The sequence below is a fragment of the Natronomonas sp. genome (assembly GCF_046483325.1).
Taxonomy (GTDB): domain Archaea; phylum Halobacteriota; class Halobacteria; order Halobacteriales; family Haloarculaceae; genus Natronomonas.
The window spans coordinates 82,660-106,732 of the sequence record NZ_JAWODL010000043.1 but is presented as its reverse complement, the minus strand read 5'-3'; the positions used below and the strand labels follow the sequence as shown (position 1 = coordinate 106,732).

General features: G+C 64.0%; 23 protein-coding genes. 12 read left to right on the top strand and 11 right to left on the bottom strand.

Features of this window, described 5'->3' with window-relative positions; genetic code table 11:
• Positions 1-63: 63 nt before the first annotated feature.
• The 6 genes from R6U53_RS13460 (at position 64) to thsB (ending at position 6,935) form a co-directional block, all read left to right on the top strand.
• Positions 64-1,119, top strand: a complete 1,056-nt coding sequence (locus R6U53_RS13460; RefSeq protein ID WP_410322888.1) for an ABC transporter ATP-binding protein — start codon at positions 64-66, stop codon at positions 1,117-1,119.
• On the top strand, positions 1,116-1,958 hold the full coding sequence (locus R6U53_RS13455; RefSeq protein WP_410322887.1) for a sugar phosphate isomerase/epimerase family protein: 843 nt from the start codon (positions 1,116-1,118) through the stop codon (positions 1,956-1,958). The genes R6U53_RS13460 and R6U53_RS13455 overlap by 4 nt, the downstream gene beginning before the upstream one ends.
• A 116-nt stretch (positions 1,959-2,074) precedes the next feature.
• The gene (locus R6U53_RS13450; RefSeq protein WP_410322886.1) at positions 2,075-3,463 is read left to right on the top strand and encodes an MmgE/PrpD family protein; all 1,389 of its coding nucleotides are present in this window, start codon (positions 2,075-2,077) and stop codon (positions 3,461-3,463) included.
• Positions 3,464-3,576: 113 nt separating this feature from the next.
• Positions 3,577-4,440, top strand: coding sequence for an ABC transporter permease (locus tag R6U53_RS13445; RefSeq protein WP_410322885.1), 864 nt, complete (start codon positions 3,577-3,579; stop codon positions 4,438-4,440).
• Positions 4,437-5,249: an ABC transporter permease gene (locus tag R6U53_RS13440; RefSeq protein WP_410322884.1), complete on the top strand. Its 813-nt coding sequence runs from the start codon at positions 4,437-4,439 to the stop codon at positions 5,247-5,249. Before R6U53_RS13445 ends, R6U53_RS13440 begins: the two co-directional genes overlap by 4 nt.
• 84 nt (positions 5,250-5,333) lie before the next feature.
• Positions 5,334-6,935 carry a thermosome subunit beta gene (thsB, locus tag R6U53_RS13435; RefSeq protein WP_410322883.1) on the top strand — a complete coding sequence of 534 codons (1,602 nt, stop codon included), beginning with the start codon at positions 5,334-5,336 and terminating at the stop codon, positions 6,933-6,935.
• 13 nt (positions 6,936-6,948) lie between these two features.
• Here thsB and R6U53_RS13430 read toward each other — a convergent pair whose 3' ends face one another.
• Positions 6,949-7,359, bottom strand: a complete 411-nt coding sequence (locus R6U53_RS13430; RefSeq protein ID WP_410322882.1) for a VOC family protein — start codon at positions 7,357-7,359, stop codon at positions 6,949-6,951.
• Between the two features lie 218 nt (positions 7,360-7,577).
• On the opposite strand from R6U53_RS13430, the gene R6U53_RS13425 reads away from it, so the two are divergent.
• The gene (locus tag R6U53_RS13425; protein ID WP_410322881.1) at positions 7,578-8,783 is read left to right on the top strand and encodes an acyl-CoA dehydrogenase family protein; all 1,206 of its coding nucleotides are present in this window, start codon (positions 7,578-7,580) and stop codon (positions 8,781-8,783) included.
• 12 nt (positions 8,784-8,795) lie between these two features.
• Here the strand turns inward: R6U53_RS13425 and R6U53_RS13420 are convergent, their stop codons facing one another.
• Both R6U53_RS13420 and R6U53_RS13415 read right to left on the bottom strand, forming a co-directional pair.
• Positions 8,796-9,785 carry an aminopeptidase gene (locus R6U53_RS13420; protein ID WP_410322880.1) on the bottom strand — a complete coding sequence of 330 codons (990 nt, stop codon included), beginning with the start codon at positions 9,783-9,785 and terminating at the stop codon, positions 8,796-8,798.
• Positions 9,786-9,822: 37 nt separating this feature from the next.
• Positions 9,823-11,331, bottom strand: coding sequence for an amidase family protein (locus R6U53_RS13415; protein WP_410322879.1), 1,509 nt, complete (start codon positions 11,329-11,331; stop codon positions 9,823-9,825).
• Between the two features lie 83 nt (positions 11,332-11,414).
• On the opposite strand from R6U53_RS13415, the gene R6U53_RS13410 reads away from it, so the two are divergent.
• Entirely contained in the window at positions 11,415-12,770 is a 1,356-nt protein-coding gene (locus R6U53_RS13410; RefSeq protein ID WP_410322878.1) for an MmgE/PrpD family protein, read from the top strand.
• Positions 12,771-12,772: 2 nt separating this feature from the next.
• On the opposite strand, the gene R6U53_RS13405 is transcribed toward R6U53_RS13410, so the two are convergent.
• Complete coding sequence (locus tag R6U53_RS13405) at positions 12,773-13,507, bottom strand: hypothetical protein (RefSeq protein ID WP_410322877.1); 735 nt, start codon at positions 13,505-13,507, stop codon at positions 12,773-12,775.
• An 85-nt stretch (positions 13,508-13,592) separates the two neighbouring features.
• Positions 13,593-14,786 carry an MFS transporter gene (locus R6U53_RS13400; RefSeq protein ID WP_410322876.1) on the bottom strand — a complete coding sequence of 398 codons (1,194 nt, stop codon included), beginning with the start codon at positions 14,784-14,786 and terminating at the stop codon, positions 13,593-13,595.
• Positions 14,787-14,911: 125 nt separating this feature from the next.
• Between R6U53_RS13400 and R6U53_RS13395 the strand changes: the two genes are divergently transcribed.
• The 4 genes from R6U53_RS13395 to R6U53_RS13380 all read left to right on the top strand — a co-directional run bounded on the left by R6U53_RS13395 (position 14,912) and on the right by R6U53_RS13380 (position 17,544).
• Positions 14,912-15,325 carry a hypothetical protein gene (locus R6U53_RS13395; protein WP_410322875.1) on the top strand — a complete coding sequence of 138 codons (414 nt, stop codon included), beginning with the start codon at positions 14,912-14,914 and terminating at the stop codon, positions 15,323-15,325.
• Positions 15,322-16,086 (top strand): SDR family NAD(P)-dependent oxidoreductase, encoded by a 765-nt coding sequence (locus tag R6U53_RS13390; protein ID WP_410322874.1) that lies wholly within the window; start codon positions 15,322-15,324, stop codon positions 16,084-16,086. The genes R6U53_RS13395 and R6U53_RS13390 overlap by 4 nt, the downstream gene beginning before the upstream one ends.
• 303 nt (positions 16,087-16,389) lie before the next feature.
• Complete coding sequence (locus R6U53_RS13385; protein ID WP_410322873.1) at positions 16,390-16,563, top strand: rubredoxin-like domain-containing protein; 174 nt, start codon at positions 16,390-16,392, stop codon at positions 16,561-16,563.
• Positions 16,564-16,647: 84 nt separating this feature from the next.
• Positions 16,648-17,544, top strand: a complete 897-nt coding sequence (locus R6U53_RS13380; RefSeq protein ID WP_410322872.1) for a ketopantoate reductase family protein — start codon at positions 16,648-16,650, stop codon at positions 17,542-17,544.
• 7 nt (positions 17,545-17,551) lie between these two features.
• Here R6U53_RS13380 and R6U53_RS13375 read toward each other — a convergent pair whose 3' ends face one another.
• From R6U53_RS13375 to R6U53_RS13350, 6 genes are all read right to left on the bottom strand, one after another.
• A complete protein-coding gene (locus tag R6U53_RS13375; protein WP_410322871.1) occupies positions 17,552-19,225 on the bottom strand; it encodes a GMC family oxidoreductase in 1,674 nt (557 codons plus the stop codon).
• The gene (locus R6U53_RS13370) at positions 19,222-19,827 is read right to left on the bottom strand and encodes a hypothetical protein (protein ID WP_410322870.1); all 606 of its coding nucleotides are present in this window, start codon (positions 19,825-19,827) and stop codon (positions 19,222-19,224) included. Before R6U53_RS13370 ends, R6U53_RS13375 begins: the two co-directional genes overlap by 4 nt.
• Positions 19,820-20,740: a hypothetical protein gene (locus R6U53_RS13365; protein WP_410322869.1), complete on the bottom strand. Its 921-nt coding sequence runs from the start codon at positions 20,738-20,740 to the stop codon at positions 19,820-19,822. Before R6U53_RS13365 ends, R6U53_RS13370 begins: the two co-directional genes overlap by 8 nt.
• Positions 20,741-20,879: 139 nt before the next feature.
• Positions 20,880-22,331, bottom strand: a complete 1,452-nt coding sequence (locus tag R6U53_RS13360) for an aldehyde dehydrogenase family protein (protein WP_410322868.1) — start codon at positions 22,329-22,331, stop codon at positions 20,880-20,882.
• Between the two features lie 69 nt (positions 22,332-22,400).
• Complete coding sequence (locus tag R6U53_RS13355) at positions 22,401-23,564, bottom strand: acyl-CoA dehydrogenase family protein (RefSeq protein WP_410322867.1); 1,164 nt, start codon at positions 23,562-23,564, stop codon at positions 22,401-22,403.
• Positions 23,565-23,635: 71 nt separating this feature from the next.
• Positions 23,636-24,049, bottom strand: coding sequence for a PaaI family thioesterase (locus R6U53_RS13350; RefSeq protein WP_410322866.1), 414 nt, complete (start codon positions 24,047-24,049; stop codon positions 23,636-23,638).
• Positions 24,050-24,073: the final 24 nt, after the last annotated feature.

Below are 24,073 nucleotides of genomic sequence, written 5' to 3'. Positions count from 1 at the left end.
GGTCGAATCCCCGTCCCGTCGTAGACGATACAATTATATACCAATGTGTTCATCTCGATTACAATGCTAGAGATTGTGGATCTTACGAAGCGCTACGGGGACGTTATCGGCTGCGCCGACGTATCTTTGACCATCGAGGACGGCGAACTGTTCTCTATCGTCGGTCCCAGCGGATCCGGTAAGTCGACGCTTCTCCGCTGTATCGGCGGCCTCGAGGTTCCACAGAAGGGTCAGATCGTGATCGACGGCGAGGACATCACGGAGTCGAAGCCCTACCAACGCGATACCTCGATGGTGTTTCAGGATCTCGCGCTGTTTCCACACATGACCGTTCGCGAGAACATCGACTACGGGATGAAACGGCAGGAAGTTGCCAAGGACGTACGCAACGAACGGATCTCCGAGAACCTCTCGCTCGTCAGTCTCGACGGATACGCGGACCGAAAGATCAGCCAGCTCTCGGGCGGCGAACAACAGCGCGTTGCACTCGCCCGATCGCTCGCCGTCCAACCGACGATTCTCCTGCTTGACGAGCCGCTCGCCTCACTGGACCAACAGCTCCGTGTCGTCCTTCAGAACGAACTCTACGAACTGCAGCGTCGGCTCGGACAGACGATGGTCTACGTCACTCACGACCAGAACGTCGCGCTGTCGATCTCCGACCGTGTTGCGGTGATGAACGATGCGCACGTCGAGCAGGTCGGAACGCCGAGGGAGCTGTATCAGGACCCACAGACGCTCTTCGTCGCGAGCTTCATCGGCGATTCGAACATCTTCGACGGAACGGTCACTGCGGTCGACGGGCACCAAGCGAAAGTGAACTCCGGCGAGCACGACATCTGGGGACAGCAAATCGACGAGGTCAACGATAGCCAATCCGTGCGGATGGCGATCAAATCCGAGCGGCTGCGACTCAACGAGGGCGGCAACCACCGAAACGAGTTCGACGGCACGGTCGACCGCGTGGAGTATCGCGGCAACAACTCCAAGGTCCGAGTCGAGACGGAGTCCGGACTCAAACTCGAGGTCGTCACCGAGGATGCGAGCCTCTACGACATCGACGAGGACGTCGTCGTCAGCTGGGCCGAGGACGACTGCCGGATCTACGCGTCGGAATGAAGTACGGTATCTGCCACGAGCACTTCGCCGATCAGCCGTTCGATACCGCGATCGAACTCTTCGCTGATCTCGGCTACGATGGTGTGGAAATAACACCGTGGTCGGTCGTCGATGCAGTCGATTCGGCGGCAGACGACGAGCTCGCGGCGATACGTGAGGGGGTCGAGTCGGCTGGACTCGACGTTATCGGCGTCCCCAGAGTGTTCTCGGCGTCGGATACGGAGTACCACATCGGCCATCTCGACCCGGACGTGCGCGAGCGAACCGTCGCGTATCTCCGGGACGTGGTCGAGTTCTGCGCAGCCATCGGCGGCGGCCTCGTACTCTATGGCTCCCCCGTTCAACGCAACGTTCCCGACGGCGTTTCCCACGATCGGATCTACGAGAACACGCTCGACTCGTTCCGCGATCCGGCGCTTTTGGAACTGCTCGAATCGACCGACGTCGTCCTCTGCATGGAACCGATATCGCCGGGCTATTCGAACTTCATCACGAACACGGCGGCGGCGGTCGAGTTCGTCGAACGCGTCGAGCACCCCAAGGTCGGCGTCGCGCTCGATGGGTTTCACCTCGCCCGCGAGAACCGGTCCCCCTCCGACTGTCTTCGTGAGGCCGAGCCGTATCTGGCACACGTCCACAGCGACGGGGATACCGGACGTGGCGCCGCGGACGGCACGCTCGAGTACGGGCCGATCTTGGAGACGCTCTCGGAGATCGGATACGACGGGTATCTCTCCCTCGAGATCCACGAGTGCATCTTCGATGAGGTCTCCGAACCGCTCGACCCCGCACTCGTCGCCGAGGAAAGTCTGGAGTATCTGCGATCGCTTGCCGGATAAATTCGACCGCTCATCGTTGCGGATTCGCCTGCTTTTGTCGACGACACAGAGTGGTCGACGTCTGTCTAGGCGGTACGCTGGGGTATGTTTAAATAGGTCTCAACTGACTGTCGTGTATGGAGCTTTCGAGCACGCTTCTCGCCGAGTACGCGAACGAGATCGACTACGACGACCTGCCGCCGGACGTGATCGAAATGACCGAGCGACTCGTGTTGGATTCGCTCGGCTGCTGTATCGGCGCGTACACGTCGGAGCCGAGCAAGATCCTCCGGGAAGTCTACGGGGACCGATCGCCGGCTCCGGACGAGGCCGGCGCGACCGTCCTGTGTGACGGCTCGACGGTACCGGTCGAGTACGCCGCCTTGATAAACGGCCTGCTGGTCCGGTATCTCGATTACAACGATTGTTACATCAGCAGCACCTCCGTTTGTCATCCGAGCGACCACATCCCACCCCTGTTGGCGGTCGCAGAGGCCGAGGGTTCGACCGGTGAGGAACTCATCGAGGCGATCGTCCTCGCCTACGAGATCCAGTGTCGCGGCGTCGACACCGGCGTCGTCTGGAACAACGGCTTCGACTACGTCACCTGGGGGTTGTACTCGACGGCGGCGGCGGCGGGGAAACTCATGGGGCTCTCCGAGTCCGAACTCGTCAGCGCGATCGGAGTCGCGGGAACCTCGACGAACGGCCTGCTTCCGTCGCGACTCGGCGAGGTCTCTATGTGGAAGGGTGTCGCTCATCCCTACGTCTGTCACAGCGCGATTCAGGCGTGTCAGATGGCCCGGGCCGGATTGACTGGACCACCGGCCGTCTTCGAGGGCGAGGGCGGGTTCTTCGATACCGTCGCGGGCGGTCCGGTCGAGATCGACGAACTCGGCGGCCGCGACGGGGCTGACTATCGGGTCACCCGGACGAACATCAAACCGTTCGCCTGTGGGTACTTCATGCAATCGCCGATTACGGGTGTTCAGGAGATCGTCGAAGAACACGACATCGACCCGGAGACGATCACGGACATCGAGATCCGGACGTTCGATCAGGCGGTACAGGTACTCGCGAGCCCCGAAAAGTGGGATACCGAGAAACTCAACCGCGAGACTGCCGACCACAGCATCCCGTACGCCATCGCCGCCGCCATCGTCTTCGGCGACGTCTCTCCCCGCGAGTTTGCCCCCGACTGCCTGGCCGACGAGCGCGTTCACGAACTCATGGCGACGGTCTCGGTCGAGGCCGACGACGAACTGAACGAGTTCCGAGCAGAAAACGCCGGGTCGATCCCGTCGACGGCCCACGTAACCGCGAGCGGCGAGACTTACGGCGTTCGAACCGACTATCCGATCGGTCACGCCGAGCGCCCGATGTCGGACGAACGGCTCGAGCAAAAAGCGAGCGCCCAGGCCGACCCGTATCTGACTCGCGGGGCGATCGAGTCCGTGTTCGAGGATTGCTACGGACTGTCGGACCTGTCCGATCTGTCGGCGCTCGCGGATCGGACGCTCGTCTGATCGTCGCGTCCCGCAGCCCTCATCGAGTTCCCGCCTCGGACGACAAGTATATATGCCAACCCCGGAAAACGTGTGTACATGGTACCCACGTCGCAAGCTAGGGGGAGAGACACATGAACGAGACACGACTCAGAGAACTCGCCGGGTTCGCCGCCTACCGGGCCCCCGTGGTCGCGATTTCGCTTCTGTTCTACGTTCCGATCCTCGCGATCGTCGTCTTCAGCTTCTGGACCCGATCCGGGTTGTGGATGGAGCCGGCGCTCTCGCTCGATGCGTATCGGACGCTCTTTTCCGTGCAGGGCGCACAGCTCGTCCAATCGTTCCAGATCGGCATCCTCGTCGGCGTCATCGCGCTGGTGATGGCGTTCCCGATCGCGTATCTCGTCACGTTCGTCGCGTCGGATTTCCACCGGATGATCATCCTGAGCATCTTCGCGATCCCGTTTTTCGTGAGCATCTTCGTCAGGAACATCATGTGGATCCCGATCCTGGGCCGAAACGGTGTGGTCAACTCGACGCTCATAACGCTGGGTCTCATCGACGAGCCGCTCGGGTTTCTTCTGTTCTCCAACACGTCGCTCGTCATCGGCGCGCTGGCGGCGTTCATGCCGTTCGTTATCTTCACCGGCTGGTTGGCGATGCAGATGATCGACGAGGAGTTACTGCACGCCGCGTCCGACCTCGGTGCACGGCCGCTGACCGTGATCCGGACTATCGTCGTCCCCCTCTCCCTCGCCGGTCTGTCCGTCGGAGTGCTCTTCGTCATCGCCGCGTCGATGGGCGAGTCGATCTTCCCGCTCGTGCTCGGCGGTGCCGATGCGATCTCGATCGGACTCATGACTCAGCGGTCGTTCAGCCAGCTCAACGTCCCGCTCGCTGCCGCGGCGAACGTCATCTCGATCGGCGTTTACGTCCTCGCGCTCATCGCCGTCACGCGGTTCGTCGATCTCTCCGAACTGTTCGAGGTGCAACAATGAGCTCCTCGGCGTTCGGACGGCTGAACGACGTGTTCTCCGGTCCCGGCGCAGCCCAGCGGTTCAGACACCGCCTGCTGTATCTGTACCTGCTCTTGATTTTCGTGTTGGTGTTGGCTCCGGTCGCGATGATCCTGCCGATCGCGTTCGTCGCCGACTTCCAGATCCTCTTTCGGGAACAGTACATCAACGGAATCACCAACTCGTTCATTCTCGGGTTCACCGTGGCGATCCTCGCGACGGTCCTCTCGACCGCTGCCGCACGCTACTACCGACAGGTGAAGAACAAGAACGCGTACATACTCTTCATGTCGCTGCCGCTTTTCATTCCCGCCGATACGCACGCGGTGGCCGTCGCGGCGACGGCGCGCGAACTCGGAATCGGCCTGGGCTTTTGGACCCTCGTCGGCGCCCACCTGACGTACGTGTTCCCCTACGCGTTCTTGATGGTGCTGGCGACGATGGCCGGGCTCCCGAAGTCGCTCCTTGCGGCGGCCCAAGACCTCGGTGCGACCGGATTTAGGGCGTTCCGGGACGTCGAACTCCCCCTCGTCGCCGACGGCGTCATCTCGGCGTTCCTCGTCTCGTTCCTGCTGTCGTTCAACGAGGCGCCGCGGGCGCTGATACTCGGCGGTGCGGGCTTCGAGACGCTCTCGAGTCTGGTGTTGGCCTACTACGATTCGATCGGAATCACCATCGCACTGTACGGGATCAACGTCGTGATGACGCTGTTCGCGATCGTCGTGGTCGTGGGGATTTTGACTCTGGTTCTGTTGAAATCCCGACAGCGCGCCGCTGCCGCCGCCAACTGACCGGGATCGGTTCTCGATCGCCCCGTCGGTGGGCGATCGATCGTTCCCATCATGTTTATACAGCCGCACGCTCACGTGTTGATAATGACTCCCAATCGTGCTGGGGATCGCCGTCTTCATATAGCAAGCGGCGACTCATCCAGTCTCTCGGACCGGAGCGCCCGGCAGTACAACGTCATGGCTGCCCGCGCGATCACGCTGGCGGTCGGGACGACGCTCGGTCCGGGCGGACTCGACAAGATGCTCTCCGACAGTACCGGCGAGATCGTCGTGACAAACGACGGGGAAACGATTCTGAATTCGATGGAGGTCAGCAACCCGGCCGGTCGGCTCCTGATCGACATCGCTCAAGCGCAAGCGGAGGCGGTCGGTGATGGGACGACGACCGCGATCGTTCTTGGGGGTGTGCTCCTCGATAACGCCGACGAACTCATCGAGCGAGGGCTCCACCCCCGGTCCGTGATCGAGGGATACGAACGTGCGCGGGCACTCGCGGTCGATCGACTCGAGGAACTCGGCCGCGGGGTTGATCCAGATGACACACAGACGCTCCAAGCAGTCGCTGAAACGGCGCTGACGGGGAGTCTGGGCGACGATGACCGCGAACGGCTGGCCCGATTGCTCGTATCGGCAGTTCAGCGGACGGCAACCGACGGTCGGGTCTACCTCGACCGGATCGACACCGAACTCGAAGTCGGGCCATCGGTCGCGGAATCGGAGCTTTTCGATGGAGGAATATACGACCGTGAACTGCTTCACTCCGGCATGCCGGCGGAACTCTCCGAGGCTCGCGTTCTCTTGATGAAGGGTGAGGCAACGCTCGAACCGGACATCCCCGGTGATCGGCGATACACGTCGTTCCAGGTCGAAACACCGGGCGATCTTGACGCCGTCCACGCGATGGAAGACGAACACAGAGACGACAAGGTCGCTCGGATCATCGACGCCGGGGTCAACTGCGTGTTCTGTGAAAAGGGGATCGACGACGGATCGCAGGACCGCCTTGCCGAGGCCGGCATCCTCGCACTTCGACGGATCGACCCGTCGGATCTCCGATTCCTCCGCCACGTGTTGGGTGGATCGGTGTTGACGCACCTCGACGACATTCGCGAGACGGACATCGGGCGCGGGTCGATCGAACGCGCCACCGACGGTGAGCGGCTGTACGTCACCGGCGAGAACGGCGACGCGATGACCCTCTTCTTGCGGGCCCCGACAGGGATCTTAGCGGAGGAACTCGAACGGGGTGTCGACGATGCGCTTCGGTCGATCGAACGGACGGTCGTGGACGGTGCCGTCGTTCCCGGGGCCGGGGCGACGGAGATCGAACTGGCGCGGGCGCTCCGTGCGGGGGTTGCCGAGGCGGATGGTCGAGCGCAACTCGCCATCGAGGCGGCAGCCGACGCGGTCGAAATATTGCCGAGAACGATCGTAAAAAACGCGGGCGGAAACACGATCGACATCGTCGCCTCGCTTCGAGTCGAACACGACCGAGGATCGGCGTGGGCCGGCTGGGACGCCACGAACGGTCGAATCGTCGATACCGGTGACGAGGGTATCGTAGATGCGCTCTCGGTCAAGCGGCAGGCGATCAATTCGGCGATCGAAGCCGCCACGCTCATCCTCCGGATAGACGATATCATCACGGCAGGCGATCTCGAAGCGGTCCCCGACGACGAGGCGTAATCGTACGGGCCGCTCACTCGGCCGGCATACCGTTTCGCTCGACGAGTTCGACCTGGAGGCCGGCCGTGTGCCGCTCTTCGACAAAAATGACGCGAGCGTTCCCGATGCCGTCGATCGGTTCGTCGCTCTGGAAGGTGATTCCGTCCGCCCGCAGGCTCGCGACGGCTGAATCGATGTCGGAGACGCGATACGCAATGTGCTGATAGCCGTTACCGTGGCGTTCGAGGAACTCCTTCGACGGGCCGTCGCCGGTCGGTTCGAGAAACTCGAGATACACGCCGTCGAAGCCGATGAACACGGCGTGAATCCCGTACTCGTCGATGGTCTGTTCGAACGCCACCGGTATCCCTGCGGCCTCGTAGAACGCCGCGGCGGCGTCCGCGTTCCACGTCGGTGCGCCGATATGGTCGATCCCCTCGAACATCAGACCTCCCCCGTCGCCGCGTCGTTCGTGCGATTGCGTCGGTCACCGTCTCCGATCGGATTTGCCATCGGTACACTCATGTGTTCCTCTATCACACCCTTGGACGATTTGATATATAAAATAATGCACTAGATACGTGGTAGCTCCGCGGTCCTCGATGGAGACGGCCAGGGGCGCCCCTATAGCTTTATCCCGTCGCCTCCCCAACCAACGAACTGATGGTGTCCGTCGATACTGATACGGTACGGTTATCCGAGGAGCAGCGACTCGTCCAGCGGAGTATCCGGCAGATCTGCGACGACTTCGGCTCGGAGTACTGGCGCGAGAAGGATATCGAAGGCGAGTATCCACAGGAGTTCGTCGATGTCCTCTCCGAGGAGGGGTGGATGGGTGCGCTCGTCCCCGAGGAGTACGATGGCGCGGCCATGACCACGAAGGAGGTCGTCGTCATGATGGACGAGATCGCGGCCTCGGGCGGTGGATTCAGCGCCGCCCAGGCGATCCACGGGGGGATATACAACACGCCCCCGATAGTCAACTACGGCAGCGAGGAGATGAAATCCGAACTGCTCCCGAAGGTCGCCCGCGGCGAGGTGTCGATCCAGTCATTTGCGCTCACGGAGCCGAACGCGGGATCCGATTCGACGTCGATCGAAACGTTCGCCGAGAAAGACGGCGACGAATACGTTATCAACGGCCAGAAGATCTGGACCTCCCGCGTCGATGCGACCGACTACATCGTCGTCGTCGCCCGTACGACGCCGAAATCCGACGTCGAAAAGCGGACCCGCGGTATCTCGATGTTCCTCGTCGACAAGGAGGATGCCTTCGACCAGGGGGGTCTCGAAACGTCGGCGATTCCCAAGACCGCCAGCGGCTGTGTACACTCCTATGAGATGTGGTTCAAAGATCTCCGGATTCCGGAGGGGAACCTCATCGGCGAGGAGGGTAACGGATTCTATCAGGTGCTCGACGGACTCAACGAGGAGCGTCTCGTCATCGCGGCCGAGTGTGTCGGCCTGGGCGAAGCGGCGATCGAACGCGGCGTCGAGTACGCCAACGAGCGCGAGGTGTTCGGCAATCCGATCGGCGCGAACCAGGCCATCCAACATCCCCTCGCCGAAGCGTACGCCCGCGTCCAAGCGGCAAAGCAGATGACATTCGACGGCGCGGAGGCCGCCGAGGACGCCGAGAGCCAGGAAGTCGGTGCTCGCGCTAACATGGCGAAGTACCTCGCCTCGGAAGCCGCATTCAAGGCGGCCGACGCCGCAGTCCAGACCCACGGCGGGTTCGGCATCGCGACCGAGTACGACGTCGAGCGATATCTGCGCGAGGCGCGGCTGACGCGACTGGTTCCGATCACCCAGCAACTAATCCTGAACTACCTCGGAGAAACGGTGCTCGGGATGCCCCGTTCGTACTGAATTCCGAACGGGTTACCGGAGCTCCGTAGCGAGTTCGTGGATCGATTCGAGATCGACCGATCCGGCGTCGATTATCGTCTCGCCGTCGAGCGTGACGGTCGGATCGAGGACGACGCCGTCGAGGTGGATGTCGGATTGAACCGTCCCGCCGAGGCTCTCGTTGTCTCCGACCGCGAAGTGGACCGTGCCGAGGCGCTTTTTGTCCTCCGCGAGATTCCCGACGAGTCGTGCATCGGGATTCGTTCCGATGGCGAACTCGGCCATGTTCCCGGCGTTTTCGACGCCGTCGAGTCGTTCTCGGAGGTTCGCAGCCTCTGCCCCACCGCTGATCGACTGGACGACGCCGTGTTCGAACGTCAACTCGATCGGCCCGTCGAGAACGCCGATGCTGTCCATCGAGTAATCGATGACGACCGTTCCCTCCGCGCTTCCTTCGAGCGGCGAGGTCGGCGCTTCTCCCGGCGGGAGCGCGGAGAATCCGTAATCGTGGAAGAAGCCGTCGAGCGAGAACGCCGGACGACCGGTCAGATCCATCGTCACGTCGGTTCCCGTCGGGCTCTCGACGTGGGCGGATTCGGCGGCGTCGAGCACGTCGCGGACGGCTCCCGTCGTCTCCGCGAGCCACTCGTAGTCGGTGTTGATCCCGCCGTCGAGCATCAGGTCCTCCGTGACGCCGCGGACGATGACGATTCGGGCCCCCGCCTCTGCCGCCGCGAGCCGAGAGCGCGTGTGGGTGATCGAGTGGGTCGTGACGGTGAACACCACGTCGGCGGCCTTCATCGCCTCGGTTGCGGTCTCCGTCGGCTCGTTGCCGTGTGAGTCGGTCTTCGGCATGAATAGGAGATGGGCGTCAGCTCCGATCGCACGAGCGGCGGTGGCAAACGAGCGTGCGACGGAGTCCTTCTCGGCGTCCGCGAGCACCAGTACTTCCTCGTCCGCTTCGACCGTCGCCAGCTGTGAGACGATCCGCTGTGCGACGTTGCTGAGTTCTAGCTCTATCATCGGCCGCGAGAACGGGTTGATGGTACAAATAAGTTGGCTACGCGTCGGCGATTCGGCCCTCGAGGCCCGCCGCCTGCCGGAACAGGTGGCGTTCCCCGAATCGCTCGCCGAGCAACTGGAGGCCGACCGATAGCCCCCCGACCGTGCCGCAGGGGACGGTCATTGCGGGTAGTTTCGTGACGTTCGCGATCCGGGTGTTGGTGGTGATGCCGAATCCGGGATCGTCCGCGTCCTCGTGTTTCGGTGCGACGCCCGGCACCGTCGGCGAGACGATCGCATCGAGCTCCCCCGACGCGAACTGCGATTCGACGCGGTTTCTGAGCGCCGTTCGCGCGGCGAGCCCGCGACTGTAGTGGCGGCCGTCGTGTTCGGTGAGCAGTTGCGCCCCCGCGATGATCCGGCCGCGGTAAAACGAGTTCAACTCGCCGCTCGCGGCTTCGGCACGTCGCGCGAAGCCGACCTGATCGCGCGTCTCACCGCCGCCGCGACGAAGCGGAACGCCGCCGTCGCGCCAGTACTGGGCCAACTCCGGGTACGTGATGCAGTTTTTGATCGTGTCTACGAGGTCGGCTTCGGGGAGCGAAATATCGACGACGGTCGCGCCGGCCGCATCGAGGTCGTCGAGCGTTGCGGAGACGTGGTCGAGGACCGCCGTTTCGCCGTCCTCGAATGATTCGACAAGTCTACCGAGCGTCAGGTCAGCCGGGTCGATCGGATCGGCGGCGGCGTCCGCGTAGCCGCCGATCGTGTACTCGTCGTGACCTGCCGCAGCCATGCTCCCCGGATCGCGTTCGTGTTTCCCGGCGAGGGCGTCCAGACACGCCGCCGCCTCGGAGACGGTCCGCGCCAGAACGCCGACGTGATCGAGCGAGTACGTGTTCTCGATGACGCCCGCGATGGGGACGAGACCGTAGGTCGCCTTGGCGCCGACGAGTCCGCAGACGGCGGCTGGGGCCCGCACCGATCCGCCGGTGTCGGTTCCAAGGGCGATGTCGACTTGCCCGGCCGCCACCGCGGCCGCGCTCCCGCCAGACGATCCAGCGGGGTATCGGTCTGGGTCCATGGGATGGCGGATCTGTCCGTCGGCGGCCATCCCCCGGCCGCCACCGGCGAACTCGTCGAGGTTCGTCTTCGCGGTGATCGTCGCTCCCGCTTCAAGAAGCCGCGTGACGACGGGTGCGTCCTCGACCGGCGTGAACCCCTCCATGACCGCCGATCCACACTGCATCGGCACGCCCGCGACGGCGATGTTGTCCTTTATACCAACCGTCAGTCCCGAAAGCGCCCCGTCGTCGGTCGGCTCGATTTCGCACGCGGTCACGACCGCGTTGTAGGGGTCGAACTCCGCAGTCGGCTTCGACCAGCGCCGGTCGCCGGGAACGTCCGGGGCGTCGATCGGTATCTCGTACACCTCATCGAGTCCGTCGAGTCGGCGGTTCACCCGCCGTTTCAGGTCATCGAGCTCGCTGTCGCCAACGTCGATGCCGAACGCGGTCGCCAGTTCGGCGATCTCCGACGTCGATAGATCTCTCGTCGTCCGTCTCATGTGAACAGTGGTCGTCGACCCGAGTATTAAATCCCCCCGGGAACGGCGGTACTTCTAAGCCGCTCTGCGTGGTGGGGGTATGCATGTCCGAACAACTCAATCGCCCGCCGAACCCGTCCGAATCGATCGCGTCGTTCGTTTCGACGCTGTCCTTCGAAGACGTCCCCGAGGACGCCGTCCGGCTCGCCGAGCGGTGCTTCGTCGACACCGTCGGGGTGACGCTCGCCGGGGCGCGCGTCGGCGCGGGTGCGGCCGCGGCGGCCATCGCAGAACCGGGCGGGACGACCGTCCTCGGCCGGGACGAAACCGCCACGATGGCCGACGCGGCACTCGCCAACGGGACGGCGGGCCACGGCCTCGATTTCGACGATGTCTCGTGGGGGATGGACGGCCACCCGAGCGTCGCGTTGGTCGCGCCGGCGCTGGCTGTCGGCGAGCGACTGGACGCGACCGGCCGCGAACTGGTGACCGCGTTCGTCGCCGGCTTCGAAACCGAGTGTGCGATCGCCGCGCCGATCAGCCCGAGCCACTACGAGCACGGCTGGCACCCCACGTCGACGTTCGGCGTGTTCGGCGCCGCGGCAGTCTCGGCTTCGCTTTTGGGCTGCTCCGCCGAGGAGACCCATCACGCGTTGCACATCGCCGCGTCGATGGCGTCGGGACTCAAGCGGAACTTCGGATCGATGACGAAGCCGCTGCACGCCGGCCAGGCGGTTCGGTCCGGAATTACGGCAGCCCAACTCGCTGACGGCGGCTTCACCGCCGATTCGGCTGCGATCGCCGGTGACGACGGCTTCTGGGACATCTACGCCGGCGAAGATGGCGTCGATCCGGATGCCGGCCACGAGTTGGGATCGGAGTGGGCGATCCTCACCGAAGGCGTCCATATAAAAAAGTACCCGTGCTGTTATTTCACTCACACGAGCATCGCGAACGTGATCGATCTCGTCACCGAACACGACGTCGCGCCCGAGTCGGTCGAGTCGATCACGGTCCACGCCGCGGGTGGCGCGCTCGACGCGCTCGCACACGACGACCCGAGTACGGGTCTCGAAGCCAAGTTCTCGATGCCCTATACCGTCGCCTACGGCGTGGTCAATCGGCGCGTCGGCCTCGCCGCCTTCGAGGACGAACACGTCGACGACCCCGCAGTGCAGGCGGTCCGCGAGCGCGTCACCCTCGAATTGGACCCCGATCTCCACTACGACTCCCACGGGAGCCGGCTTCGACTCGAAACGACAGACGGCACTGTGTACGAGCAAACGAGGGAGAACCCCCCTGGGACCCACGAGAACCCGCTATCGATCCCCGAACTCCGAAAGAAGTACGAGATGTGCGCCGAGCGCGCGCTCTCGGAGACGGACGTGCAGGCGAGTCGGGAGGCGCTCGAGTCGCTCCGTGAACAGGATTCGACGCGAACGCTGCTCGCTCACCTGTAAGCTCAGACGGGGATATCCTGCTCGTCGCGGTCGATCCCGGTTATCCGTTTGCTCCCGATCGCTTCGATCGTCGCCGCAACGGCCGATAAAACGGGATGAGTGGTTTCGAGATCGCGGTAGAGGTACGCATCGAACAGGAGTGGATCGTCGAACGGCTTCGACGGCCGCTCCTCGAAGAGATATCGTTGGCGCTCTGTCGCGATCGATCCGCAGTTCGCCTCGAGACCATCGAGCGCTCGCCAGCCGTCGATCACGCGATCGATCGGCTGCTCGTGCGTCGAGCAACCGGGTGTCTCGACTAGTCGTTCGTGGATCCGGCGGAGGTCGCGCCGCGCCGTTTCGATCGACGAGCGCTCGCCGTCGAGAACGACGAGGAGGCCCTCCCGACGATTTCGAGCTTCCTCGGCAGCCGACAGCAGGTCGCGCTTCAGCCGTCCGGTCAACGCCTCGGTTTTTTCGAGTCGTTTGGCGAGCACCTCGCCGAGCTCGTTCGAGAGGTGCTCCTCGAGCGTCTCGTCGTAGGCACGTTCGCGCGCCACGGTCGCCATCACCGTGTCGTCGTAAGTCTCGACGACCGTCGTCGGATCCACGCGTTCGCCTCCCGCCGTTCGCGAGGCGATCGGCAGCGGGCGGAGTCGAGTTTCGAACCGATCGAACGCACCGCGTTCGCGCTCGATCGATTCGCGTTCGCGCTCGATGCGTTCGAGTGCACGGTCGATGGTTCTGAGATCGGACATGGTTGGTACTTTTCACTCCGCGATGGCTCACCTCGCCGAGCACAATCGTGTCACGGTTCCCCGTGAATACACTTAACAGTACCTCTCATATGGGTCGATTCCCGAGTCGTATAATTCGGACGAACACCGCCATGGAAACGAGAAAGCACACGCCAAGGCCCGCATACGCCGTGACGAACGAGGTCCACCCAGCGACGACGCCGACGTACGTCGGCCCGAGGCTCCCTGTCGCGTAGAAGATCGCCCGTGTGAGCCCGTAGTCCGCCCCCATCGTCTCGTCGGCGAGGACGCCGATCAGATCGGTCGTCATCACCGGCCAGAACGCGACCATCCCGAGCGCGAACAGTCCCGTCCCGAGCGCGAGTCCGACCACGCTCCGGACGCCGAGGAGGAGCGCGAGCCCCACCAGCCCGACGATGGGGGTGAACAGCCCGATGCGTCGGTGTCCGATTCGGTCGCCGAGCACCCCCACGACCGGACTGATGAGCAACCCGATCGCGAAGATGGACGCGAACGCGATGGTCGCTCCGGTCGGCGGGACGCCCAACTCGGTCTGCAGGAGCGTCGGAAAGAAACTGATGGTTCCCTGCCACAACAGCATGTTGAAACAAAAGAGCACGAGCAGATACCTGAGTTCGGTCGTAATGAAGACGCGACGGAACGATTCGATCGGCGCGAGTCGAACCCGCGTCACGGCGTACTCCGCGGACAACAGCCGGTGTAACAGCCACCCGGCGGCGAGCAAGCCAGCGATGGCGGGGATGAACGCCGAACGCCAGTTTCCGAGCGAAAGCGCAGCGATAGCGAGCCCCGCAGCCACCGCGCTGCCGACGTTGTAGGAGGCCGAAACGACGCCGTACGCGCGTCCTCGACCGGCGGCGAACAGATCCGCGACCGTCGCCATGCTCGTCGGCTCGTACAGCCCGATCCCGACCCCGATGAGCGCCAACGCGACGACGAACGCCGGGAAGGTCGGCGCGATCGCGGCCAGCCCGAGCCCGATCGACGCGGTGATCATCGCGGCCACCAACACCGGCCGCCGGCCGAGGCTATCGGAGAGTCGGCCGCCGGGATACATCGAGAGCGCAGCGCAGGCCCACATCGTGGTCAGCGCCGATCCTGCCGCCCCCGACGTGATCCCGTATTCGTCGATGATCGTCGGCAACAGCGGCGACACGATGAGTTGTCCCGCCAACAGCGCGACGGTGCCGAACGCGAGCGTCGCCAGCGCTCGACTCCGGTGTTCGTCCGCACTTCTATTCGCGTGGATCCCGGACACGACCACTGCTACGAACAACCCCCTGTTGAATGAACAGATACCGGCAACCCCGCCACCCCCCTGATTCGGATCTTCGAACTATCACGTGGGTAACGTTCATGCGGTGCGGATGAGTACCACTCGACATGCGAACGAAGCCGATCACCGACGAGGATAGAGAACTGATCGCCGAGGCCGAAGCACTGCTGAAGAAGCTCCACGTCCCCGGACGTCACCGCTGTAGTGCGGCTGTCAGGGCGTCGTCCGGGGAAATATACACAGGTATAAATTTGATCACGGGCGGACAGGCGGACGTTCACTCCGAACCCGTCGCGCTCGGGCGGGCGGTGATGGCAGGCGACGACGAGATCGAGACCAGCGTCGCGGTCATTTACCGTGACGACGATTCGAGTAATCCGATGGAGGTCGTCTCCGCGTGCGGTGTCTGTCGAGAGCTGTACGACACTTTCGCACCTGACGTCGATGTCGTCGTGCCGGGCGACGACGGACCGATCAAAGCGCCGCTGTCGGAGCTACTCCCGGCGAAGGGGACGCTGTGATCGACCTCGCCGACCGGACCGCCGTCGTGACCGGTGGCTCCTCGGGGATCGGCCGAGCGATCGCGATCGAACTCGCGTCGGCGGGCGCGACCGTCGTCGTCGCCGACATTCGCGAAACCCCACGATCCGGCCGCGACCCGACCGAATCGCGGATCGAGGAGACCGACGGGACGTACGCATTCGTCGAGACCGACGTCTCCGACCCCGACGCGGTGTCGACGCTCGTCGAGGCCACCGTCGATTCGTTCGGCGGCCTCGACGTGCTCGTCAACAACGCTGCCGTCCCGCCGCACGAGAACGACATCGAGTCGCTCTCTTTGGACGCGTGGCAGCGCATCCTCGATGTGAACCTCACCGGGGTGTATCTCTGCTCTCGGGCGGCTCTCCCGCACCTCCGCGAGAGCGAGGCACCGCGAATCATCAACGTCGCCTCACAGCTCGGGTTCGTCGGCATCGCGGGGCGGCCCGCCTACTGTGCGGCCAAGGCCGCGGTAATCAATCTCACCCGCCAGTTGGCGATCGAGTACGCCGACGTGCCGATCCTCGCGAACGCGATCTGTCCGGGGCTGATCGAGACCGCTCGGACGTGCGGGTTCCGGGACGACCCCGAGACGCGCGCACACTTCGATTCGGCGGTCCCGCTTCCGTACTTCGGGACGCCCGAGGACGTCGGACCGCTCGCCGCCTTCCTCGCGTCGGACCACGCCCGGTATATAAACGGCGAGTCGATCGTCGTGGACGGCGGCTATCTCGCGAAATGACTTAAAATTATACATAATCGCTGAATTATACTTTATATGATGGTATAATTTTATTTCGGCGGCTGAGGCGTCGGCGAGCATAATTTAAATAGTCTATAGAATAATCTTCTGATCCTTAACAATAACTTATATATTGATATCTTTATTTGCTTTTCAAATTCTTTGACCCAGTCTGAGACCAGTATGTATTCTTTCCTTCTATATTCATAATATATTATTGATATAGCTTTTGCGCTTGCATCTCCGCGCCGTCGCCACGAATCCTCCGACAAGGATATGCTCTGATACGACGTATCCACGCGTATGATCGCACCACCAATGACGAAAACGTCGCGAGCCGAGGACCGCTCCGGGGAGAAGACGCTCCTGTGGCGCTGTGGCGTCTGCGGCGAACTCGGTTCCCTCGAAAGCGTCCCGCCCGCCTGCCCGTCCTGTGGGGCTCCCGGCGAGGAGATCGGATACGTCGAGGAGGACTGATCGGACACACCGTAGCTCGCTCCTGTGAGTGGTGCGCTTCGGTCGAGTGGACAGCGTTTTGATCGACGGCGTCTTGGATCTCACATGGAGATCGTCGTCTTCGGCGCCGGAAGCCTCGGGAGCCTCCTCGGCGGGCTGCTCGAACGCGAACACGACGTGACGCTCGTCGGCCGGGATCAGCACGTGCGAGCTATCGACGAGCGCGGGCTTCGAATCTCCGGTACGATCGAAGCGACCGTCCGCCCGGCGGCGCGGTTTGCCCCACCCGAAGCGGCCGATCTCGCGATCGTGTGTGTGAAATCGTTCGACACCGCCGCCGCCGCGACCGCGCTCGCAGATTGCGATCTCGACGCTTGCCTCTCAGTCCAGAACGGGATGGGGAACGAACGGATACTCGCAGATCAACTCGACGCCCCCGTTCTCGCCGGCACCTGTTCGTACGGTGCCTTCCGGCCTTCTCCCGGAGAGGTACGCTGTACGGGCGTCGGGGAGGTCGCCCTTGGGCCGCGAACAGGTGGTTCGTCCGCGCTCGCCGACCGCGTCGGGGCGGCGTTCGAGCGCGCCGGGATCGTCACGTCGGTCGACGAGGACATGCCGGCGCGGCTCTGGGAGAAACTCGCGGTCAACGCGGGGATCAACGCGACGACCGCGCTGGCCCGGATCGACAACGGATCGGTGCTCGACGGCGACGCGTGGTCGATCGCGTCGGCGGCCGCCCGGGAGACCGCCGCGGTTGCCCGGCTCGAGGGTATCGACTTGCCGGATTCGGCGGCCGAACGGGCGGTTCGGACGGTGGCCGAGGCGACCGCGGAGAACACCTCCTCGATGCAGCAGGACGTGCTCGCCGACCGCCGGACCGAGATCGACGCGATCAACGGCTTCGTCGTCGACCGGGCGGGCGAACGGGGGGTCGAGGTTCCGGTTAACGGGACGCTCACCCGGTTGATTCGGACGTGGGAGATAGGTCGGGGCGTTCGGTAGCCGGGGGTCACAGCTTGGCGTCGATGTGGTCGGCCGTCTTGAGCGCGAGTGCAGCGATGGTCAGCGTCGGGTTGTTCGCCCCGCCGGTCGTGAACACGCTGGAGGAGGCGACCCAGAGGTTCCGGAGATCGTGCGTTCGACACTCGGCGTTCACGACGCTCGTCGAGGGGTCGGTCCCCATCCGAGTCGTCCCCATGTGGTGAGTGCTCATGCTTCTGTCGTCCAGCGTCGACTCGCCCGTTATCGCGGCTCCGAGTTCGTCCATGATCGACCGCTGTACGTCGAGGCAGTACTCCATGGTCCGCTTCGCGTGCGTTCCCTCGGAGAGATCGATCGACGGAACCGGCTGTCCGTAGCTGTCCGTCTTCGAGCGGTCCAGCGTCACCCGGTTGTCAGCCCGCGGGAGCATCTCGCCGGCGCCTCGGATCGAGATCGGATACGGGGGGCCAGCGGTCGTCGGCAGCGCCAACTCGTCGCCCAACCGGGTTTCATTGAACGGGTCGCCGGCCGTCTCGAAGAGCGTGTCCGCCGTTGGATTCCCCGCCACCTCGAGGAGCCTGCTCATCGTCGGCTTCTTGCTTTGCGCTCCGCCCCGGACACGCTTTGCGGTGTTCCCGAACGTGAGATGGAAGCTCCCGGGCGTCGGTTCGTCGTGGTCGTAAAACTGGTCCGATCGGCTGGACACCCACCCGATGTTGTTCTGCCGCGTGGGTTCGTCGAGCTCCGCGGACACGCTGACGTTCGGGTGATCCATGAGGTATCGGCCGACGGCACCGCTGGAGTTAGCCAGTCCGTCGGGGTGTTCCTTCGACTCCGACAGCAACAGCAGACGCGGCGTTTCGATTCCACCGCACGCGATGACGAACTCGTCGGCCGTCTGTCGGTGGCGCTCTCCGTCCGGCGTGGCGTACACGACCGCGTCGACGTGCTCGCCGGTCCGGTCGTGCTCTATCGAGAGTGCGGGTGCGCGATCAATGATCCGCGCGCCTTCGGTCTCCGCCTTCCGAACGTGCACGTCAGCGCTGTACCTCGCGCCGGTCGGACAGGCGTTACAGACTCCGTACCCCCGACATTCGGCCCGCTCGTCGTACGGCTCTGAATTGATCGCCTTCGGCTGTGAACTCATCGCGATCCCGAGTTCCTCACACGCCTCGGCGAACAGCGCATCCGAGTAGCTCGGCGGAAACGCCGCCTGCGGATACGGTTCCTCCCGCGGCGGTCCAAACGGGTTGTCGTCAGCCCCCGAGACGCCCATCTCACGCTCGGCGCGGGCGTAATACGGTCGGAGATCGGAGTAATCGATCGGCCAGTCGCTCGCCAGCCCGTACCGGGTGTCCATCTCGAAGTCCTTTTGATGAAGCCGTGGCGTATTCGCATCCCAGTGGAGCGACGTGCCACCGACCGCTTTCACCCGCGTCTCGTTCAATCGCGCGTATATATCGCCCGTCGAACTGTACCGATCCCGCGGCTCCTCGTGCCAAAACTCCATGCGATCGAAATCGGGACGCAGCCACTGTTCGAGTCGTCTTCGGTGATCCTCGAGGCTCAACCGTTTTCCGGCGTCGACATCGACGACGTCGTGGCCTTTCCGCGCGAGTGAGTAGGCTGTAAACGCGCCCGCTGGGCCGGAGCCGACGACGCAGACGTCCGCGTCCGACGGTCGCCGATCGATCTCGCTCATCGGCTCTCACCGCCGTCCGGCGCTCGTCGATACGCCCCACGCCCGCCGGGATACCCCGGGGGATTCTCGATCCCCGTCAGATCGCCGCTCACCGGCGAGGTCAAAAGCGCAAAGAGCAGATCGTTCAGGAGGTAAAATCGAATGCGCTCCGCCGCCGTCCCGTTCGGATTCGGATGTGCCTCGGTCACGCCCATCGAGCGCAGTACGTGCCTGCGTCGTTCGGGTGGGTGCGCCGAAATCCGGCTTCCGAACCGTGCCACCGCGTACCCGTCCACCGTTTCGATCGCAGATCGGACTCCGTCCATGTGTCCCGGCCGTGGTTCCGTGCGGCCGAACACGTGGTCTTCGATGAACGCTCGGTCGACCGACGCGGATGTCGGGTACACGGCCTCCGCGATCGCTCTCGCCGCCTCGACGTGTCGATCGGTCGTCGAGCCGTCGTGCGTCGCCCACTGCGATGCGTCCCCCGCAGATGGTTGGATTCCGTAGCCGTACCCCGCTGCCCCCACAGTCACGCCGCCGAGCGTCAGGAGCATCTCCCGTCTCGTCCGTGCTTCGGGGTTCCCCTCGCGCCCGCTCGAACCGTCGGCGTTTTCACTCATCGTATCGCCCCCGCTCGATCGACGTCCACGTGCTCCGATGGCCGGTGTACCACCACACCGCGAGGACGGCGATCGGTGCCGAAAGCAGCACCGCCAGTTCGCCGTATCGATAGACGCCGGCGAAGGCGGCGACGGCGACCGTCGAGAGCAACGAATCGGTACCCACGATTCCGACGACGTACTCGCCGAGTTGCTGTTCGGAGCCGAACAGTCCCAGATCGCGAGCGAGAATATCGAGCACCGTGATCCCGCCGAGCCATGCGGCACCGATCGCGAACAGTCCGGCCGCGGTCACCGTTGTCGGGTCGACCCGCAACAGTGCCCCGCCATCCGTCTCGGGACGGTCGGCGCTCTTCGACCGATCGGTGCCGACGAGGGACGTCCAGTCAAGCAGTTCGAACGCGAGCAGCATCACCGATCCGACCGCGACCGCGATCGCGACGCCGGGGAGCAACCTCCCGGTAGCGATGTAGACCGGCATCCCGTCTAGAGCCGTCGCGAGCCACGCCGTCACCCCTGTCGCGTATACGCCAGCGGTGACCATGATAAAGACGTACGAGAGTATCGACCGAGCCGTCCGACGCTGCCGGCTCATGAGCGGATATCGCGATTCCGGCGAGAGCCACGCGATCGACCCCGCGTACGCGACGATCCACGCCGAGACGATCAGTGTCCAGTATCCTGCGGCACCGTAGAACAGATCGTGGACGAGTACGCCGACTGCGCCACCGATCGCGATCGATACTACTCCGAGACCAGCGGCCATCGCGACTACGATCGCCGCCGCGTATCCCATCGGCACCGTCGTGTTCGCTGCGCCGGCCGCGAGGGCGAATCCCAACCCTACGTACAGTAACATCGACTCGGCGGCTATCCCCGGAACGACCGACTTCCCCCGGATGTACTCCCACATACATTCACGATAGCGCGATAGTTACATATCGTTAAATGTTTTATACCAGCCGGGGATACGGGCTTAATCGGCCGTTTAACGACTGATTATCGGCTTTCAGTTGGCACGTCTTCCGAGGATCCCAGCGAACGAACAGCGTTCACTCGATCCGGGCACAGACGTTCTTGATCTGGGTGTACTCCTCCAGCGCGGCGAGCCCCTTCGCCCGTCCGAGGCCGCTGTTCTTGTAGCCGCCGAACGGCGCTTCGATCCCGCTCGAGAACCACTCGTTGATATAGACGCCGCCGGCGTCGATATCCCGGGCGAACCGATGCGCTCGCCCGATGTCGTTCGTGAAGATACCGGAGACGAGGCCGTACTCGACGTCGTTCGCCAACTCGATCGCCTCCTGTTCGTCCGAGAACGTCAGCACCGACAGCACCGGTCCGAAGATCTCCTCGCGGGCGATTCGCATGTCCATCCCGACGCCGTCGAAGATCGTCGGCTCGATGAAGTAGCCCGTCCGGTCGACCGCTTCGCCGCCGATGAGCGGCTCACCCGCCTCTTCGCGCCCGATCTGGATGTATTCGAGGATGGACTCGTACTGTTCTTTCGACGTGATCGCCGCGATGTCCGGATCCTCGACGCCGGAGGCGATCGACAGCTCGTCGACGGCAGTGTGGAGCCGATCGAGGAATTCGTCGTGGACGTCCTCGTGCAACAGGAGCCGCGACCCCGACGAACAGACCTGCCCGGCGTTTCGACTGAAGATCGATTTGACCGTGCTCTCGACTGCACGATCGAGATCCGCGTCGGGATAGACGACGTTGGGATTCTTTCCGCCGAGTTCGAGATGCACCGGCTTCAGCCCCTCGAGGGCGGCTTTCCCGACCAGTCGACCGGTCGGGACTGATCCGGTGAACGTCACCTGCGCGACGTCGTCGTGCGCGACGAGCGGTTCGCCCGCGTCGGGCCCGAAGCCAGGAAGGACGTTGAAGACGCCCGCGGGTAGTCCGGCCTCGACTGCGAGTGCGCCGATCTCCAGCGCCGACAGCGGCGTCTGCTCGGCGGGTTTGGCGATGACCGTGTTCCCGGCGGCGAGGGCGGGCGCGAGCCCGCGTCCGAGGATGCCAACCGGGAAGTTCCAGGGAATGATGTGGGCGGTGACGCCGAGCGGTTCGTGGACGGTGTAGTCCACGTATTCATCGGAACGGGGAATGCTCTCGCCTTCGAGCTTGTCGGCCATCCCCGCGTAGTACGCGAAGTACTCCGCACACCGAAGCACGTCCGTTTTCGCCTGCGAAAGCGGCTTTCCGTTGTCGACGGTTTCGATCCACGCGAGCCGGTCCGCGTCCTCGCGGATCGCGTCAGCGATGTCCAACAGAATGCGCCCCCGTTCTCTCGCGGGGATGGACTGCCACTCGTCGAGTGCCGCTTTCGAGTTCGAGACGGCGGCGTCGACGTCTTCGGCGCCCGCCGCTGCGACCGTCGCGATTACCTCCTCGGTGGCCGGATCGATCGTCCCGAACGTCTCGGCGCCCGACGCCGCTACCCATTCGCCGTCGATGAACAACTCGTACTCGTCGGGAACCTGTTGGGGGGTTTCTGACATGGATCGTACAATCGGTCGAGGACATATCAATATTGGCGCCAGCTACGGATTCTGCGCCGCGATCACCGTTCACCCGTAGAGGTGATTGAGGATGACCTGTCGGTTGATCTCGTTCGTCCCCTCGTATATTTGGGTCCCTTTCGCCTCGCGCATGAAGCGTTCGACGGGGTAATCCGTCGAGTAGCCGACGCCGCCGTGTACCTGCACCGCTTCGGTCGTCACGTCCATCGCTACGTCGGTCGCGTACGTCTTGGCCTTCGCCGCTTCGAAACTCGCCTGTCGGCGCTCGCCTCGGTCCATCGTTCCGGCGGCTTGCATCGTCAACAGCCGCGCCGCGTCGATGTCCATACACATGTCGGCGATCTTGAAGCCCACCCCCTGGAAGGTCCGAATGGGGCGGTCGAACTGCTCGCGTTCGTCGGCGTATTGGCGGGCCGCCTCATAGGCACCCTGTGCCAGCCCGACGCCCTGGGCGGCGGTCCCGATCCGTCCGAGATCCAGCGCCGCCATCGCGTATTTGAACCCTTCGTCGAGTTCGCCGATCAAGTTCTCCTCCGGAAGACGGAGGCCGTGGTACTGGATCTCGCTTTCGACGCCGTAGTCACCCGCCATGCTCGGAATGTCGCGGACGAACTCGACGCCGTCGCGCTCGCCCGGCGTCTCCATCGGAATACCGAACAGGCTCAGATCGTGGCCGCCGTCGCCGGTCTTCGCGAGGACGACGATGAGGTCCGCGACCTCGCCGTAGGAGGTCCAGTGTTTGTGGCCGTCGATGACCCACTCGTCGCCGTCGCGCTCGGCCGTGGTTGTCGCGCGGGTCACGTCGCTCCCCGCGTCGGGTTCGGTCATCGAGAGCGCGCCGAGCAACTCGCCGGTCAAAAGCCCCGTCAACCACTCCTCGCGCTGCCGCTCCGTGCCCTGCTCGTAGATCGGGTTGCCGACGAGCGCCCACGAGACGTTCAACACGCCGGCCGGGTACTTCCAGACGCGCGAGAGTTCCTCTTGGATGACGGCCATCGCGCGGGCGTCGAGTTCCTCGCCCGTGCCGCCGTACTGTTCGGGGTACGGATATCCGTAATAACCGGCGTCGGCGATCGAATCGAGCACGTCGTGGGGAAACTCACCGGACTCGCGATAGCGTTCGATCTCGGGTTTAATCCGCTCCTCGGTGAACGCTCGAACCCCTTCGCGCAGCTTCTCGTGTTCGTCGGTTAACGCAAATTCGCGGTTCATGCGGTCGTGATCACTCACTCGAACACTCGTGACACGTCATGATAGACCCAGCGATCAGCCCCGTCTCCGCGCTATCCTCGGTCGAGATACAGCGAGACGCGCCCGACGGCGATCTCCTTTACCCCCTTCGGCGTCTCGGCGGTCACGTCGACGCGAACGACCCCGCGCGTTCGCCCCGACCGCACGACCGTCGCTTCGGCGGTCAAGTCGGCGGTCGCAGGCCGCAGATAGCTCACGTTCAACTCGGTCGAGGCGTGCGTCGTCTCCCGCGGGTTCTCGAGGGTCGTCCGAATCGCCGCGCCGCCGCCGTGGTCGATCAGCGTGGCGACGATGCCGCCCTGCATGACGCCGGTTCCCGGGTTCGCCAGCGATTCGTCGTACGGCAGTGAGAGTCTGACGTATCCTTCGCGCTGTGACTCCAGCGTGATGCCGAGATCCCGCAGGTGATCGTGGTTTTCGAGGAACCACTCGTTCGCGTCGGTCATGGGAGCCGTTCGGCGGGGCGATAT

Excerpts from the sequence above, each read along its gene's own strand:
- R6U53_RS13460 (WP_410322888.1), top strand. The coding sequence starts at position 64 with ATGCTAGAGATTGTGGATCTTACGAAGCGCTACGGGGACGTTATCGGC.
- R6U53_RS13455 (WP_410322887.1), top strand. The coding sequence starts at position 1,116 with ATGAAGTACGGTATCTGCCACGAGCACTTCGCCGATCAGCCGTTCGAT.
- R6U53_RS13450 (WP_410322886.1), top strand. The coding sequence starts at position 2,075 with ATGGAGCTTTCGAGCACGCTTCTCGCCGAGTACGCGAACGAGATCGAC.
- R6U53_RS13445 (WP_410322885.1), top strand. The coding sequence starts at position 3,577 with ATGAACGAGACACGACTCAGAGAACTCGCCGGGTTCGCCGCCTACCGG.
- R6U53_RS13440 (WP_410322884.1), top strand. The coding sequence starts at position 4,437 with ATGAGCTCCTCGGCGTTCGGACGGCTGAACGACGTGTTCTCCGGTCCC.
- thsB (WP_410322883.1), top strand. The coding sequence starts at position 5,334 with ATGACTCCCAATCGTGCTGGGGATCGCCGTCTTCATATAGCAAGCGGC.
- R6U53_RS13430 (WP_410322882.1), bottom strand. The coding sequence starts at position 7,359 with ATGTTCGAGGGGATCGACCATATCGGCGCACCGACGTGGAACGCGGAC.
- R6U53_RS13425 (WP_410322881.1), top strand. The coding sequence starts at position 7,578 with ATGGTGTCCGTCGATACTGATACGGTACGGTTATCCGAGGAGCAGCGA.
- R6U53_RS13420 (WP_410322880.1), bottom strand. The coding sequence starts at position 9,785 with ATGATAGAGCTAGAACTCAGCAACGTCGCACAGCGGATCGTCTCACAG.
- R6U53_RS13415 (WP_410322879.1), bottom strand. The coding sequence starts at position 11,331 with ATGAGACGGACGACGAGAGATCTATCGACGTCGGAGATCGCCGAACTG.
- R6U53_RS13410 (WP_410322878.1), top strand. The coding sequence starts at position 11,415 with ATGTCCGAACAACTCAATCGCCCGCCGAACCCGTCCGAATCGATCGCG.
- R6U53_RS13405 (WP_410322877.1), bottom strand. The coding sequence starts at position 13,507 with ATGTCCGATCTCAGAACCATCGACCGTGCACTCGAACGCATCGAGCGC.
- R6U53_RS13395 (WP_410322875.1), top strand. The coding sequence starts at position 14,912 with ATGCGAACGAAGCCGATCACCGACGAGGATAGAGAACTGATCGCCGAG.
- R6U53_RS13385 (WP_410322873.1), top strand. The coding sequence starts at position 16,390 with ATGATCGCACCACCAATGACGAAAACGTCGCGAGCCGAGGACCGCTCC.
- R6U53_RS13380 (WP_410322872.1), top strand. The coding sequence starts at position 16,648 with ATGGAGATCGTCGTCTTCGGCGCCGGAAGCCTCGGGAGCCTCCTCGGC.
- R6U53_RS13375 (WP_410322871.1), bottom strand. The coding sequence starts at position 19,225 with ATGAGCGAGATCGATCGGCGACCGTCGGACGCGGACGTCTGCGTCGTC.
- R6U53_RS13370 (WP_410322870.1), bottom strand. The coding sequence starts at position 19,827 with ATGAGTGAAAACGCCGACGGTTCGAGCGGGCGCGAGGGGAACCCCGAA.
- R6U53_RS13365 (WP_410322869.1), bottom strand. The coding sequence starts at position 20,740 with ATGTGGGAGTACATCCGGGGGAAGTCGGTCGTTCCGGGGATAGCCGCC.
- R6U53_RS13360 (WP_410322868.1), bottom strand. The coding sequence starts at position 22,331 with ATGTCAGAAACCCCCCAACAGGTTCCCGACGAGTACGAGTTGTTCATC.
- R6U53_RS13355 (WP_410322867.1), bottom strand. The coding sequence starts at position 23,564 with ATGAACCGCGAATTTGCGTTAACCGACGAACACGAGAAGCTGCGCGAA.
- R6U53_RS13350 (WP_410322866.1), bottom strand. The coding sequence starts at position 24,049 with ATGACCGACGCGAACGAGTGGTTCCTCGAAAACCACGATCACCTGCGG.